At 61.3% G+C, this 15,045-nt stretch carries 10 protein-coding genes and 1 other RNA gene; 7 read left to right on the forward strand and 4 right to left on the reverse strand.

Features of this window, described 5'->3' with window-relative positions; translation table 11 throughout:
- Nucleotides 1-480: 480 nt before the first annotated feature.
- The 5 genes from BFP89_RS12560 (at nt 481) to BFP89_RS12580 (ending at nt 9,722) form a co-directional block, all read left to right on the forward strand.
- On the forward strand, nt 481-2,163 hold the full coding sequence (locus BFP89_RS12560; protein WP_065885814.1) for a fatty acid--CoA ligase: 1,683 nt from the start codon (nt 481-483) through the stop codon (nt 2,161-2,163).
- A 334-nt stretch (nt 2,164-2,497) separates the two neighbouring features.
- On the forward strand, nt 2,498-4,357 hold the full coding sequence (locus BFP89_RS12565) for a DUF1302 domain-containing protein (protein WP_065885815.1): 1,860 nt from the start codon (nt 2,498-2,500) through the stop codon (nt 4,355-4,357).
- 42 nt (nt 4,358-4,399) lie between these two features.
- Entirely contained in the window at nt 4,400-5,764 is a 1,365-nt protein-coding gene (locus BFP89_RS12570) for a DUF1329 domain-containing protein (protein ID WP_065885816.1), read from the forward strand.
- Between the two features lie 252 nt (nt 5,765-6,016).
- Nucleotides 6,017-8,746, forward strand: a complete 2,730-nt coding sequence (locus BFP89_RS12575) for a LuxR C-terminal-related transcriptional regulator (RefSeq protein WP_065885817.1) — start codon at nt 6,017-6,019, stop codon at nt 8,744-8,746.
- A 202-nt stretch (nt 8,747-8,948) separates the two neighbouring features.
- A complete protein-coding gene (locus tag BFP89_RS12580) occupies nt 8,949-9,722 on the forward strand; it encodes an OmpA family protein (RefSeq protein ID WP_065885818.1) in 774 nt (257 codons plus the stop codon).
- Between the two features lie 68 nt (nt 9,723-9,790).
- Here the strand turns inward: BFP89_RS12580 and BFP89_RS12585 are convergent, their stop codons facing one another.
- From BFP89_RS12585 to BFP89_RS12600, 4 genes are all read right to left on the reverse strand, one after another.
- The gene (locus BFP89_RS12585) at nt 9,791-10,372 is read right to left on the reverse strand and encodes a BON domain-containing protein (RefSeq protein WP_065885819.1); all 582 of its coding nucleotides are present in this window, start codon (nt 10,370-10,372) and stop codon (nt 9,791-9,793) included.
- Nucleotides 10,369-10,962, reverse strand: coding sequence for a phosphoheptose isomerase (locus tag BFP89_RS12590; protein WP_003216190.1), 594 nt, complete (start codon nt 10,960-10,962; stop codon nt 10,369-10,371). Before BFP89_RS12590 ends, BFP89_RS12585 begins: the two co-directional genes overlap by 4 nt.
- Before the next feature lie 92 nt (nt 10,963-11,054).
- Nucleotides 11,055-11,426, reverse strand: coding sequence for a YraN family protein (locus BFP89_RS12595; protein ID WP_065885820.1), 372 nt, complete (start codon nt 11,424-11,426; stop codon nt 11,055-11,057).
- Entirely contained in the window at nt 11,426-13,237 is a 1,812-nt protein-coding gene (locus BFP89_RS12600; RefSeq protein ID WP_065885821.1) for a penicillin-binding protein activator, read from the reverse strand. The genes BFP89_RS12595 and BFP89_RS12600 overlap by 1 nt, the downstream gene beginning before the upstream one ends.
- Nucleotides 13,238-13,413: 176 nt before the next feature.
- Here BFP89_RS12600 and rsmI point away from each other — a divergent pair, with 176 nt between their 5' ends.
- Nucleotides 13,414-14,319 carry a 16S rRNA (cytidine(1402)-2'-O)-methyltransferase gene (gene rsmI, locus BFP89_RS12605; protein ID WP_163001701.1) on the forward strand — a complete coding sequence of 302 codons (906 nt, stop codon included), beginning with the start codon at nt 13,414-13,416 and terminating at the stop codon, nt 14,317-14,319.
- A gap of 96 nt (nt 14,320-14,415) precedes the next feature.
- Nucleotides 14,416-14,769: RNase P RNA component class A (gene rnpB, locus BFP89_RS12610), an RNA gene on the forward strand.
- Nucleotides 14,770-15,045 lie beyond the last annotated feature (276 nt).

Here is a 15,045-nt window from a genome sequence, read left to right on the forward strand (position 1 = left end):
AGAGCGTTTTGCTTACTTTTGCGCTTTTCAAAAGTGAGCCGCCGTCAGGGCGGAACCCTAAGTGGCCGTTACCGCAGAAACGGATATGTACTCGGTCCAACCAACATCCCGGCCAGTCCTGAGGCCGCCATCGGGGGCAAGCCCCCTCCCACATTTGGACCGGGATCGACACCAACATCCTGGTCGGCCCAGAGGCCGCCATCGGGAGCTAGCTCCCTCGCCACATGTCGGTGTCATATCAAAGTTGTGTAGATACCTATGCCCCGATAGCGGTGGATCAGCTAATAAATACTTGGCTGAAACACCGCCATCGGGGGCAAGCCCCCTCCCACATTGGATCTGCATGCGTCCAAGATCATGGCTAAAAGCTAGCATTTACCGGACCCTGCAAATCATTCCTTTGGCTGATTTAGCTGCAACATAACCTCTCTACAGTGCAGGTCTTCACGCCAAGACCGCGCAGTCATAAAAGGGAGTCGTATGTTGCAGACCCGTGTTATCCCACCCGCCGAAGGCGCTTACCAATACCCGCTGTTGATCAAACGCCTGTTGATGTCCGGGGTGCGTTACGAGAAAACCCGGGAAATCATCTACCGCGACAAACTGCGCTACACCTACCCGACGCTGATCGAGCGCGTCGCGCGCCTGGCCAATGTGCTGACCGAAGCCGGGGTCAAGGCCGGTGACACGGTGGCGGTGATGGACTGGGACAGCCACCGTTACCTGGAGTGCATGTTCGCCATCCCGATGATCGGCGCGGTGATTCATACCATCAACGTGCGCCTGTCGCCGGAACAGATCCTCTACACCATGAACCACGCCGAGGACCGCTTTGTGCTGGTCAACAGCGAGTTCGTGGGGCTTTACCAGGCGATCGCCGGGCAGCTCACCAGCGTCGACAAGACCGTGCTGATTACCGACGGCGACAGCAAGACGGCCGACCTGCCCAACTTGGTGGGCGAGTACGAAACCCTGCTGGCGGCGGCGAGCCCGACGTACCACTTCGAGGATTTCGACGAGAACTCCGTGGCCACCACCTTCTACACCACCGGCACCACCGGCAACCCCAAGGGCGTGTATTTCACCCATCGCCAACTGGTGCTGCACACCATCGGCGTGGCGACCATCATGGGCAGTGTCGACAGCGTGCGTTTGCTCGGCACCAACGACGTGTACATGCCCATCACACCGATGTTCCACGTGCACGCCTGGGGCCTGCCTTACGTGGCGACCATGCTCGGTTTGAAGCAGGTCTACCCCGGCCGCTACGACCCCGAATACCTGGTGGAGCTATGGCGCAAGGAAAAGGTCACCTTTTCCCATTGCGTGCCGACCATCCTGCAAATGGTGCTCAATGCCAGGGCCGCCCAGGACGTGGATTTCGGCGGTTGGAAAATCGTTATCGGCGGCAGCGCCCTCAACCGTTCGCTGTACGAAGCCGCCAAGGCCCGTGGCATTCAGTTGACGGCTGCGTACGGCATGTCCGAGACCGGGCCGCTGGTGTCCTGTGCTCATCTCAACGACGAGCTGATGGCCGGCAGCGAAGACGAACGCACCACCTATCGGATCAAGGCCGGTGTGCCCGGGCCGCTGGTGGAGGCGGCGATCATGGACACCGATGGCAACTTCCTGCCTGCCGACGGCGAATCCCAGGGTGAGTTGGTACTGCGCGCACCCTGGCTCACCGAGGGCTATTACAACGAGCCGCAAAAGGGCGCCGAGCTGTGGGCCGGTGGCTGGATGCACACCGGTGATGTCGCCACCCTGGATGCGTTCGGCGTGATCGATATCCGTGACCGCATCAAGGATGTGATCAAGACCGGTGGCGAGTGGGTCTCGTCCCTGGCCCTGGAAGACCTGGTCAGCCGCCACCCGGCGGTACGCGAAGTAGCGGTGGTGGGGATGGCCGACCCGCAGTGGGGCGAGCGTCCGTTTGCCCTGTTGGTGTTGCGTGATGGCCATGTGATAGGGGCTCGTGAGCTCAAGGAACACCTCAAGCCGTTCGTTGAATTGGGCCACTTGAGCAAGTGGGCGATTCCGAGCCAGATCGCCGTTGTTACTGAAATTCCCAAGACCAGCGTCGGCAAGCTCGACAAAAAACGTATCCGTATCGACATCATCGAATGGCAGGCCAACAACAGCACGTTCCTGTCGACCCTGTGACGCCGCTTGCCGTGCCCGTTCGGGGGCGGCAATGCTCTATCTCAGGCCTTTACTTGTGATTTGTGGAATTTCAGCCATCCTTGCCGCGTCGACCTTCGTCGGCGTGGCGAAAGGGTCGGGGCAGACGGGTTGGTGATGCAAATCACACTTTAGAGGGATCAAGCACTACCCCCTGCTGGCTATAGTCCCTTCCAGAGTTTTTCGCGGATGTTGCGCTTCGGGTGAAGGTGGCCCGGTTGTCGCTCGGCATTGGAATCGTTGTATCCCGGCCGTTACATGCATCTTCCGAAAGAGCTCGCTGCCATAACAATAAAATGCACATGGAGTAGCGTCGATGACCTCAGTAAACCAGTTCTGGCGCCGGGCACGTCTGCCCCTGGCCGTCAGTCTCGCTTCTACGCTCGCCGGGCCCGCATTCGGCGTCAGTTTCAACATTGGCGAAATCGAAGGGAGCTTTGACTCATCCCTGTCGGTAGGCGCCAGTTGGAGCACGTCCAAGGCCAATCGCGACCTGATCGGCGCCAACAACGGCGGCAGGGGCCTGTCCCAGACCTCCGACGACGGGCACCTGAACTTCAAGCGCGGAGAAACCTTTTCGAAGATCTTCAAGGGCATCCACGACCTGGAACTGAAGTACGGCGACACCGGTGTGTTTGTGCGTGGCAAGTACTGGTACGACTTTGAACTCAAGGACGAAAGCCGTCCGTTCAAGGACATCAGCGACAACAACCGCAAGGAAGGCGCCAAGTCTTCCGGCGGGCAGATCCTCGATGCGTTCGTCTACCACAACTACTCGATCGCCGACGCGCCGGGTTCCGTGCGTTTCGGCAAGCAGGTCGTGAGCTGGGGCGAAAGTACCTTCATTGGCGGCGGTATCAACTCGATCAACCCGATCGACGTCTCGGCGTTTCGCCGTCCGGGGGCCGAGATCAAGGAAGGCTTGATTCCGGTCAACATGTTCTACGTGTCCCAGACCCTCACCGACAACCTGTCGGCCGAGGCGTTTTACCAGTTGGAATGGGACCAGACCGTCACCGACAACTGCGGCACCTTCTTCTCGCAGCCGGACGTGATTTCCGACGGCTGCAGCAATAACCTGCGGGTACTGAACAAGCGCTCGACCATCCCTGCCGCAGCGCTGCCGACCCTGGGTGCGCTGGGTGTGGACGTCAACAGCGAAGGCGTACTCGTGCGCCGTGGCCCGGACCGTGATGCCCGCGACAGCGGCCAGTTCGGCGTGGCCATGCACTATAACTTCGAACCGCTGGATACCGAATTCGGCGCCTACTTCATGAACTACCACAGCCGTGCGCCGATCTTCAGCGCACAGGGCGCGCCATCGGCGGCCTACACCCGTCCGCTGGGCCCGCTGGGGGCATTGCGTCCGCTGATCGTGGCGGGCAGTTCGAACTACTTCGTCGAGTACCCGGAAGATATCCGCCTCTACGGTCTGAGTTTCTCCACCACCTTGCCCACCGGCACCGCGTGGAGCGGTGAGTTGAGCTACCGGCCGAATGCGCCGGTGCAACTGAGCACCACCGACATTCTGTTCGCCGGTGTCACGCCGATCCCGGGCTTTGGCAATGCGTCCGTGCTCAAGGGCACGCCGGGCCAGGACCTGCACGGTTACAACCGCAAGGAAGTGACCCAGTTCCAGACCACCTTCACGCACTTCTTCGACCAGGTGATGGGCGCCAGCCGCCTGACCACCGTCGGTGAAATCGGCGTGACCCATGTGGGTGGCCTGGAAAGCAAATCCCAGGCCCGCTATGGCCGCGACCCGGTATTTGGCCCTGGCAGCTTGCCAGGTGGGTTCTGCAACGCCCTCAATAACTCGACCGCAACCGGTGCCGGCCTGCCCAACGCTGCCGGCCTGAACACCAACTGCAACAACGACGGCTACACCACCGCAACCTCCTGGGGCTACCGCGCCCGTGCCATCTGGGAATACCCGGACGTGTTTGCCGGGGTCAACCTCAAGCCCAACGTCGCCTGGTCCCATGACGTCAAAGGTTACTCGCCAGGCCCTGGGGGCAACTTCGAAGAAGGGCGCAAGGCGGTCAGCCTGGGCCTGGATGCCGAATACCAGAACACCTACACCGCCAGCCTGGCCTACACCAACTTCTTTGGTGGCAAGTTCAGTACCGTGGATGACCGCGACTTTGTCGCGCTGAGCTTCGGCGCCAACTTTTAAGCACACTCTTTTCAAGTGGTATGTATTCAGGAAGTCCAGAACATGAAAATAACTAAAAGTCTGTTGCACGTGGGTGTGCTTGGGCTGTCGATCCTGGCGAGCAACGTCATGGCGGCGGTGTCGGCGGATGAAGCCGCCAAGCTGGGCACCAGCCTGACCCCGATGGGCGCCGAAATGGCCGGGAACGCAGCCGGTACCATCCCCAAATGGTCGCCGATGCCGGTGAACGCAGGGGCGGTGGATGCCAAGGGTTTCCTGGCCAACCCGTACGCCAGCGAACAACCGCAGTTCACCATCACCGCGCAGAACGTCGAGCAATACAAAGACAAACTGGCCCCCGGGCAGTACGCGATGTTCAAGCGTTACCCGGACAGCTTCAAGATGCCGGTGTACCCGACCCATCGCGGCGCCACGGTGCCGGCTGACGTGTTCGCCTCCATCAAGAAAAACGCCACCACGACCAACCTGGTGTCCGGCGGCAACGGCCTGGAAAACTTTGAGACGGCGGTGCCGTTCCCGATTCCGAAAAGTGGCGTCGAGGTGATCTGGAACCACATCACCCGTTATCGCGGCGGCAGCGTCACCCGCCTGGTGACCCAGGCCACGCCGCAAACCAACGGTTCCTACAGCCTGGTGTACTTTCGCGACCAGTTTGTGTTCCGCGACAAAATGAAGGACTTCGACCCGAAAAACCCCGGCAACGTGCTGTTCTACTTCAAGCAGCAAGTCACCGCGCCGGCGCGTCTGGCCGGTGGTGTTCTGCTGGTGCACGAGACTCTGGACCAGGTCAAGGAACCGCGCTCGGCGTGGGTCTACAACGCCGGGCAACGCCGCGTGCGCCGGGCGCCGCAGGTGTCCTATGACGGGCCGGGCACGGCCGCCGATGGCCTGCGCACCTCCGACAACCTCGACATGTACAACGGCGCGCCGGACCGCTACGACTGGAAACTGGAAGGCAAGAAGGAAATCTACATCGCCGCCAACAGCTACAAAATCGACGATCCGAAGTTGAAATACGCCGACATCATCAAGGCCGGCCACATCAACCAGGACCTGACGCGCTACGAGCTGCGCCGCGTCTGGCATGTGGTCGCGACCTTGAAGGAAGGTCAGCGCCACATCTATGCCAAACGTGACTTCTACATCGACGAGGACACCTGGCAAGCTGCGGTGATCGACCATTACGACGGCCGTGGCCAACTGTGGCGCGTCGCCGAAGCCCATGCCGAGAACTACTACGACAAGCAAGTGCCGTGGTATGCCCTGGAAACCCTCTACGACTTGCAGTCCGGCCGCTACCTGGCCCTGGGCATGAAGAACGAAGAGAAGCAGGCGTATGACTTCGGCTTCACCGCCACCACCAGCGACTTCACCCCGGCAGCCCTGCGCCAGGACGGCGTTCGCTAACCTGCGCTGATCCTCAAATGTGGGAGGGGGCTTGCCCCCGATAGCGGCGCGACAGTCGATGCATGTATTGACTGATCCACCGCCATCGGGAGCAAGCCCCCTCCCACATTTTGTTTGGGGGTGTCTGTAGGGATATTTTTTGTCGCAGTTCTTTTTCAGACATTTGTTGCAAAGATCTACAATCCCGCCGCTTTTACCGCTAGTCTGCGGACATCTGTAATGCCGACAACAGCCTTCTACAAGAGCCCGGCGATGACTGATCTGTCCCGAATCCAGGGGCCTGCCGGCGCGGTGATTCCGAGCCTGGAAGGCCGTTTCTACAGGCCGCCGTTGCCCGACGGTTACGTGCTGCGCCCACGCCTGTGCGAACGCCTGGGCGCCGGCCTGGAAGGGCGGCTGTTGCTGGTCAGCGCGCCGGCGGGGTTCGGCAAGAGTTCCCTGGCGGTCGAGTTCTGCCAGAGCCTGCCGGCCCACTGGCAAAACCTGTGGCTGGGCCTGAGCCCACGGGACAACGACCCTGGCCGTTTTCTCGAGCGCCTGCTCGAAGGCTTGCGCGCGTATTTCCCGCAACTGGGTGCCCAGTCCCTGGGCTTGCTGAAAATGCGTCAGCGTCACCAACCCTTCGCCTTTGAAGAATGGCTCGATGGCCTGCTCGATGAGCTGACGGTGCATTTGTCTGTCCACGCGCCGCTGCTGCTGGTGCTCGATGACTACCATTTGGCCCAGGGGCCGGTGCTGGACCGTTGCCTGCAATTTTTCCTCAATCATTTGCCCGATGGCCTGGTGATGCTGGTTACCAGCCGCCAGCGTCCGGACTGGCATCTGGCGCGCCTGCGCCTGTCGCGGCACCTGCTGGAACTGCATGAGCAGGACTTGCGCCTGACCCATGACGAATCCCTGGCCGTGCTGCACCGGCACAGCAGTTCGCTGCGCGGTGAGGCTCTGGAGAACCTGATCCGTCGCAGTGAGGGCTGGGTCGCCGGCCTGCGCTTCTGGCTGCTGGCGGCCTCCGAAGCCGGCAGCGACGGTGCCTTGCCCCAGGGCCTGAACGGCGGCGAAGGGCTGATTCGCGATTATTTGCTGGAAGAGGTCATCGACTGCCTGCCTGCGCAGGTGCAGGCGTTCCTGTACGACACCGCGCCCCAGGAGCGTTTCTGCAGCGAGCTGTGCGACGCGATCCGCGAGGCCCATGACAGCCCGGAAATCCTGCGCTACCTGCAGGCCCACCAGGTATTTCTGGTGCCGTTGGATGAACAGGGCCACTGGTACCGTTACCACCATTTGTTTTCCGACCTGCTGCGCGCGCGCCGCGAAAAGAGCGCCACGTTACCCCTGGCCAGTCTGCACCTGCGGGCCTGTCGCTGGTTCAACGCCCAGGGCTTGATCGATGAGGCGGTGGAGCAGGCGCTGCGGGCCGGTCACCTGGATGTGGCGGCGAACCTGGTGCAGAACCTGTCCGAGGAACAACTGCTGGCGGAACAGAATATCGGCATGTTGCTGCGCTGGAAAATGGACTTGCCCGACAGCCTGTTGATCAGCACGCCGCGCTTGATCGTGCTCTACAGCTGGGCGCTGGGGCTGGCGTGCCAGTTGGACGCGGCGCAGGAATTATCCAGCTACCTCAGTCGTTTCCTGCCGGCGCCGTCGGCCACCGCGCAGAAATCCATGCTGGCCCAATGGCTGGCACTGAGCGGGATCATCGCCCGCGGGCGAGGGGACCGTGAATTGACCCAGCGCTATTGCAGCGAGGCCCTGGAAAGCCTGCCCCACAAGCGTTATGGCCAGCGCCTGATGTGCCTGTCGACCTTGTCCAACCTGGCGATCGTCGATGCCGATCTGTGGCGTGCCCGTGGCCTGAATCGTGAGTCCCTGGAATTGGCGCAGCGTGTCGGTAACCCGCTGTTTGAAGCCCTGGCCCATTACGACCGCGCCCGGGTGCTGCAGGCGCGCGGCGAGGTCCTGCGTGCCCTGGACGAAGTGCGCCAGGGCCTGCAGCGCCTGCACGGGCTGGCGGCTCAGCGGCTGTATGCCGTGCGCGCGCGGTTGTCGCTCTATGAAGGTTTCCTGTTGCTGCTGCGTTACCAGCCCGAAGCCGGCCTTGCGCGGTTGCGCGCCGGCCTGACTGAAGCCCGCGCCTGCCGGGATATCAGCGTGCTGATCGGACATTGTGTGATCGCCAGCTTCGAATGCCGGCGTGGCGATTTTTCCACAGCTTTTGCCGAACTGGCCGAGGCTGAACGCCTGATGCACATCTGGGACGTGCCGCCGATCTACTACCTGGCGATGATCACCCTGATCAAATGCGAGCTGTGGCTGGCCCAGGGCCGTACCGACCTGGCCGAAGCCTGGCTGGCCCGGCTGGGACAGACCTACACCGGTGAGCAGGCCGCCGCCGCACCGGAGTTTCACCCGCACTTGCCGCAACATGTGGAGCTGCAACAGGCCGCGCTGGATGCCATTCGCCAACAGCCCGACAAGGCGCTGCAACGGCTTGAGGACGTGGCGCAACAGGCGCTCAACAGCGGTCGCCAGATAATTGCCCTGATCGCCCTGGCCCAGCAGGCGCATTTGTTGCTGGCGTGTGGTCAGCAAGCCAGGGCCGGGTTGGTGCTGGCCCGCGCCCTCGAGGCCGGTACGGGGGGCGCACTGCAACCGTTCCAGCGGTTGCTGGAGCAATACCCGCAGTGGATGCGCGAGCAGTTGGGCAAGCATCCACATAACGTGCTGAACCAGGCGTTGCTGGCACTGCTACCGGCAATCGCCGCCGTTGAGATCTCCCCTCACCATGAAACCCTGAGCACACGGGAGCTGGCGGTACTGCAACTGATCGCCCAGGGCTGTTCAAATCAGGAGATCAGCAACCAGCTGTTCATTTCCCTGCACACCGTGAAAACCCACGCCAGCCATATCAACAGCAAGCTCGGCGTGGAGCGCCGTACCCAGGCGGTGGCGCGGGCCAAGTCGATGGGGCTGTTGGGCTGATGGCGCTGCGCATTGTGCAGCGTTGAATTGAATGATCCACCGCTGTCGGGAGCACGTACCTCCCGAACCTGAATGATTCATGGCCTGGCTCCGGTTTTCGCCTCGCTCACGGAATTTTTACCGTTTGTCGTGTTCCAAACCCGGCACAGGTCCATTGCCCACGTCCTCTGCATCACCGAATGCAAAAGTAGGAGCTTCCTTCATGTTCACTCCGCGTCGTCTGCTTGTTGTTGCTACCGCCGTAGCCCTTTTATCCGGCTGCGCTTCACCTAATCCTTATGATGGCAGCCAGGGACAGGCCGGCAATGGTTCCGAGAGCGGCATGAGCAAGACCGCCAAGTACGGCGGCCTCGGCGCGCTGGCCGGGGCATTGGCCGGTGCGGCCATCGACCATAACAACCGTGGCAAGGGCGCGCTGATTGGCGCAGTGGTCGCGGGCGCCGGCGCTGCCGGCTATGGCTACTACGCCGACCAGCAAGAGAAAAAACTGCGCGAAAGCATGGCCAACACCGGCGTTGAAGTGCAACGCCAGGGTGACCAGATCAAGTTGATCATGCCCGGCAATATCACCTTCGCCACCAACTCCGACGCTATCGCCAGCAGCTTCTACCAGCCGCTGAACAACCTGGCCAACTCCCTCAAGCAGTTCAACCAGAACACCATCCAGATCGTTGGCTACACCGACAGCACCGGCAGTCGCCAGTTGAACATGGACCTGTCCCAGCGCCGTGCGCAGAGCGTGGCCAACTACCTGACTTCCCAAGGCGTCAGCGCCGCCAACCTGAGCGCACGCGGTGCCGGCCCGGATAATCCGATTGCCAGTAACGCCGACGTCAATGGTCGTGCCCAGAACCGTCGTGTAGAAGTGAACCTTGGCCCTATCCCGGGCCAGCAGTACGGCCAGCCGGGCGCCCAGCAACAGGCGCCGCAGCAGAACAACCAGTTCCAGGGCAACCCGTACTCGCAATACCAGTAAACAACCGATACAAAAAAGGGCGCCGTGCAGTCAATGCACGGCGCCCTTTTTCGTGGCTGACGGTTACATCAGTCGATGTATTCGAACACCTTCACGATTTTCTGCACACCCGACACGCCCTGTACCAGGTTGGCCGCGCGAGTGGCTTCAGCCTGGGTCAGCAGGCCCATCATGTAGACGATGCCGTTGTCGGTGACGATCTTGATACGCGAGCCCGGTACGGCGCTGTCGGTAAGCATCTGCGCCTTGATCTTGGTGGTCAGCAACGCATCGTTGCTGATCGCCAGCAGGGTGATCGGGTCCATGACCTGCAGTTCGTTGTGCACCTTCTTGACCCGCTGCACCGTCGAGGCAGCCTGTTCGGCCTGGGCCTTGAGCTCTTCGCGCGGAGTCTGACCGGCCAGCAGCACGACGCCGTTGAAGCTGGTCACGACGATGCGCGATGCGCCATTACCCAGGTCCGTAGCCGCTTTGGCGACGTTGACCTTGACCTTGGTTTCGATCAGCGAGTCATCGATGGTGCTGCCGAAGGTGCGTGTGCCGCGGTCGTCCTGGATGGGGGTGTCCCGTGTTGCGGTGATTGCCGTGCTGCAACCGCTGATGGCGAGGCACAGCGTGATAGCCAAAAGGCTAAGGCGGTTAACGGTCATTCTTCACTCCCGAACAGTTGGCTGTCGATCAGATCGCACAGGCAGTGGATCGCCAGCAGGTGGACTTCTTGAATGCGTGCAGTGACATTGGCCGGGACGCGAATCTCCACGTCCTCAGGCAGCAGCAATGAGGCCATGCCGCCGCCGTCGCGTCCGGTCAAGGCTACGACAATCATTTCGCGATCATGTGCGGCCTGGATCGCTTGAATGATGTTCGCCGAGTTGCCGCTGGTGGAAATCGCCAGCAACACATCGCCCGGCTGGCCGAGGGCGCGGATTTGTTTGGAGAAGATTTCGTTGTAGCTGTAGTCGTTGGCGATCGAGGTGATCGTCGACGTGTCGGTGGTCAGGGCGATCGCCGGCAGGCTCGGGCGCTCGCGCTCGAAGCGGTTGAGCAGCTCGGAGGAAAAATGCTGGGCGTCACCGGCCGAGCCGCCGTTACCGCACGAAAGCATTTTGCCTTCGTTGAGCAAGGCATTGACCATGACCTGACTGGCTTGCTCGATGTGCGGTGCAAGTACGTCCATCGCCTGTTGCTTGGTGTCGATGCTGGCCTGGAAAAGCTGGCGAATTCGGGATTGCATGTCCATCTGTGTGACCTTAATTAGCGCGGCTGTTTGACACGGAAATGTGCAGCCCGCAAAGCAAAGAGCAAAAGTGTGTGGTGAAGGTGCCGGGTGAGTCAGCTGTCGAAGGCATCTTTGAGCCAGTTCAGATCAGCAGGGCCCGACGGTGTGCTTTCTATGGCAACCACATCGAAACGGCAGGGGGAATTGGCCCAGCGATGCTCTTTTAACAGGAAAAACTGCGCGGCGAGTATCAGCTTCTGACGCTTGCGCCCATCGATACTGGCGAGCGCGCCACCCCATTGTGCGTGTTTTCTGTAGCGGACTTCGACGAATACTACTGTATCGCCGTCAAGCATGACCAGATCAAGCTCACCGCGTTTACATAACCAGTTCTGCGCCAGAAGGCGCAGACCCTGTTGTTGCAGGTAGCTCAATGCGTGGTGTTCGGCATCCTTGCCGCTTTGTGCGCTGGACCGCTCGGGCATCAGCGCGGGGTGTCCGGCAGGCGCTGGATTTCGCCGCCGACAAACTTCGCCCAAGGCATCTGGCGATCAACGCGCTGGTTGGCGCCGATGCCCAGGTTACCGGAGAGACCGTCGACCCGGGTGTCCGGCAGCGCCTTGAGCTGGCCCAGGCGTGGCGCCAGGCGATAGGCATCGACGCCCATCGCGTAGAGGCGGCCCAGGCTGCCATTGGCTTGCGGCCATTGTGCGGCAACCTGGTTGCGCAGCGGGTCGGTGGTGTTGAGCAACCAAGGGGTTTCGCAGAACATCACGTTGGTCATGTCCAGGTACTGGTTGCGGTCGCCGCTGGCGCTGAATACGTGGGAAGTCGCGTAGACAGGCACATCACCGGCGTATTGGAAGTTCAGGGTCGGCTTGATCTGCTGGGCCAGTTGCGGGGGCACGGCCAGGAAGATGAACTCGATGTCCTGGCGACGCGACGGCTGGGCGGCAACGTCAGTACCGACCGTGCTTTGCAGGCTCTTGGCGCGGCCTTCGCTCTTGCGCAGCTGGAACAGGTCGGCGATCTGCTGGGCCAGTGCCACCGGCTGATCGACGTACTCGACGCCCATGACGGTGCCGCCGTTGGCTTCCCAATCCTGACGGAACGCTTTGTACACACGCTCGCCCCATTCGCCACGAGGCACCATGGCGGCGGCGCGGTGCAGGCCGTCGGCCCGGGCGCGGCGCGACACTTCACGGGCTTCATCTTCAGCGGCCAGGCCGAACTGGAACAGTTGCGCCGGGCCTTGATCGGTTTCGCTGTAGTTCAGCGCCAGGGTGGTGATGGGGAGTTGCGGGCGGGCACTGAGCTGTTTGACCAGCGGCTTCTCCAGTGGGCCGACTACCAGTTGCACGCCGGCGGCCTGGGCCTTGGCGTAGAAGTCGTCGATGGAGGTCAGGCGCGAGCTGTCGTAAAACTCAATCACGGGCGGTTTCTGCCCGGCCTGTTCGGCCTGGTAGTGCGCGGCCATGAAGCCTTCACGCAACGCCTTGCCGACTGCCGCCAGTGCGCCTTCCTGCGGCAGCAGCAGGGCGATCTTGTTGAGAGGCTGGCTGGCCAGTTCCTTGAGTTTGGTCAGCGGCGTCGGCAATTGCACCGCCGCCGGATGGCCCGGGTTGCGCGCACGCCAGGTGTCGATGGCGGTTTGCTGTTGTTCCAGTGTGCCGGCGCCCTTGACCGCCTGGGCCAGGGTGATCCAGCCGTCCAGCGTCGGGTTGCCGGTCGCTTGCAACTGCTCGGACGGCAGTGCGGCAATCAACGCCCAGATCGCTTCGTGGTTGTTGTTGGCCGCATCGCCGCTGAGCAGAGGCGCCATGGCGACACGCTCGCGCGCCGCAGCCAGGGTCTGGCCGTCGGCTTCATAGGCGCGGGCATGCACGGTGCCGGTGCGGACCTGCTGATCGGCCGGCAGCTCCTTCAGGCTTTGCAGGCTGGGATGGTCCAGCGCCGTCAAGGCAGCCTTGGGCTGGTTGCGGGTCATCGCCAGTTCCGCTGCCAGGGTGCTGGCAAATATCTGCGCGGCCGGCTTCAGTACATTCAGGGGCACTTGGGCCAGGATCTGCGAGGAACGGCCAGCATTGTTCTGCCGGTAGGCCAGGTCAGCCGCACTCAGGCGCAGCAATGCGGCCTTTTCCGGTGTGCTGGCGGTCGTGGCCTGTTCAAGCAATTGCTCGATACTGGCATCCGGGGTGCGTGGAAGGTCGCCAAGACTCGACGAGGGCGAGCTGGCGCAAGCGGCCAGCAAGGCAGCGAGGCAGAGGGCGAAGAGCAGCCGCAGGCAAGCGATCATGTAAGTGTTCCTGATACCGAACAAATTAGCGTGGAAGTGTACCCAAGCACTGGCTCAGGCGCGATGTTCGTGGCGTGAAACCGTGGATTTAGGTCGTGCAATTGTTGCCGGTTGCTAACAGTGGCTGAAACGACATCCGCCGTGACGGCATATTTTCAGCGCGTCGACGCGCTACAATGTGGCTTTTGCCAATCATCGAGGTGTGCGTTTTGACTGCTCCAGGTCCTTTGAATTCCACTGCAGGCTCGCTTTTTGTGGTGGCGACGCCGATTGGCAACCTGGACGACATCAGTGCCCGGGCATTGAAGGTGTTGCGCGAGGTCAAATTGATCGCGGCGGAAGACACGCGGCACTCCCAACGGTTGATGCAGCATTTTGGTATCAGCACGCCACTGGCGGCGTGCCATGAACACAACGAGCGCGAGGAGGGCAGCCGTTTTATCACCCGTTTGCTGGCGGGTGATGATGTTGCGCTGATCTCCGATGCGGGCACGCCGCTGATTTCCGACCCCGGGTACCATCTGGTTCGCCAGGCGCGCGCCGCAGGTATCAATGTAGTGCCTGTTCCGGGAGCGTGCGCGCTGATTGCCGCATTATCTGCAGCCGGCTTGCCGTCTGACCGTTTTATCTTCGAAGGCTTCCTGCCCGCCAAGACCGTGGGGCGTCGCGCCCGTCTCCAGGCGTTGAAGGAAGAACCGCGCACCCTGATTTTCTACGAAGCCCCGCACCGCATCCTGGAATGCCTGCAGGATATGGAGCTGGTGTTCGGCGGCGAGCGTCTGGCGCTGCTGGCGCGTGAGTTGACCAAGACCTTCGAGACCCTCAAGGGCTTGCCCCTGGAAGAGCTGCGTGGATTTGTCGAAGGCGACAGCAATCAGCAGCGTGGCGAGTGCGTCGTGCTGGTGGCCGGCTGGACGGCTCCCGAGAGTGAGGACGCGGTCGGTAGCGAGGCCATGCGCATCCTCGATTTGCTGTTGAAGGAAATGCCGCTCAAGCGCGCCGCTGCCCTGGCGGCGGAAATTACCGGGGTGCGCAAGAATGTGTTGTATCAGGCCGCGCTCGATAAACAGAAAGCCGAATAGTTCCGGGGCCAGGCCGGTGTTTCGTCCGAACGTGATGGCAATGCTGCACTTTTAATACTTGTCCTGAAGCCGTCGTGCCGTTAACCTGCGCGGCGGAGAGTCGATTGGACAGTCGCTGCCCTCTATGAAAATTAGGGGGGGGAGGAAAGTCCGGGCTCCATAGGGCGAAGTGCCAGGTAATGCCTGGGAGGCGTGAGCCTACGGAAAGTGCCACAGAAAATAACCGCCTAAGCACTTCGGTGCCGGTAAGGGTGAAAAGGTGCGGTAAGAGCGCACCGCACGACTGGCAACAGTTCGTGGCTAGGTAAACCCCACTTGGAGCAAGACCAAATAGGGTCCCAAGGCGTGGCCCGCGCTGGGACCGGGTAGGTTGCTAAAGATGTCCAGTGATGGCCATCGTAGACGAATGACTGTTCAAGACAGAACCCGGCTTACAGATCGACTCTCCACCTTTTTCCTTCCGTCCGAATCTCGGGCAGAAACCGGTAGTAACGCAAGAATCCCTCCCTGCCAAATCATTGGCAGATGCGTCTTCGTAATACCAAAAAAATCTTACTCTTAATAAATTACTTTAACTTTGAGCCTCAGCTCTTTGAGTTCTTTGCGCTTGTTGAGTCAAAAACAACGCTGAAGTCGGGTTTCTCCTCTCTTTACGCTCGTAAATCTCCGTTCTGTAAGGCTTTTCCTTCTATCCGCGCCTTGACGGTGTGGTGGGCGCATTCCTAT

The sequence above is a fragment of the Pseudomonas sp. 31 R 17 genome (genome assembly GCF_900004915.1).
Lineage (GTDB): Bacteria > Pseudomonadota > Gammaproteobacteria > Pseudomonadales > Pseudomonadaceae > Aquipseudomonas > Aquipseudomonas orientalis_A.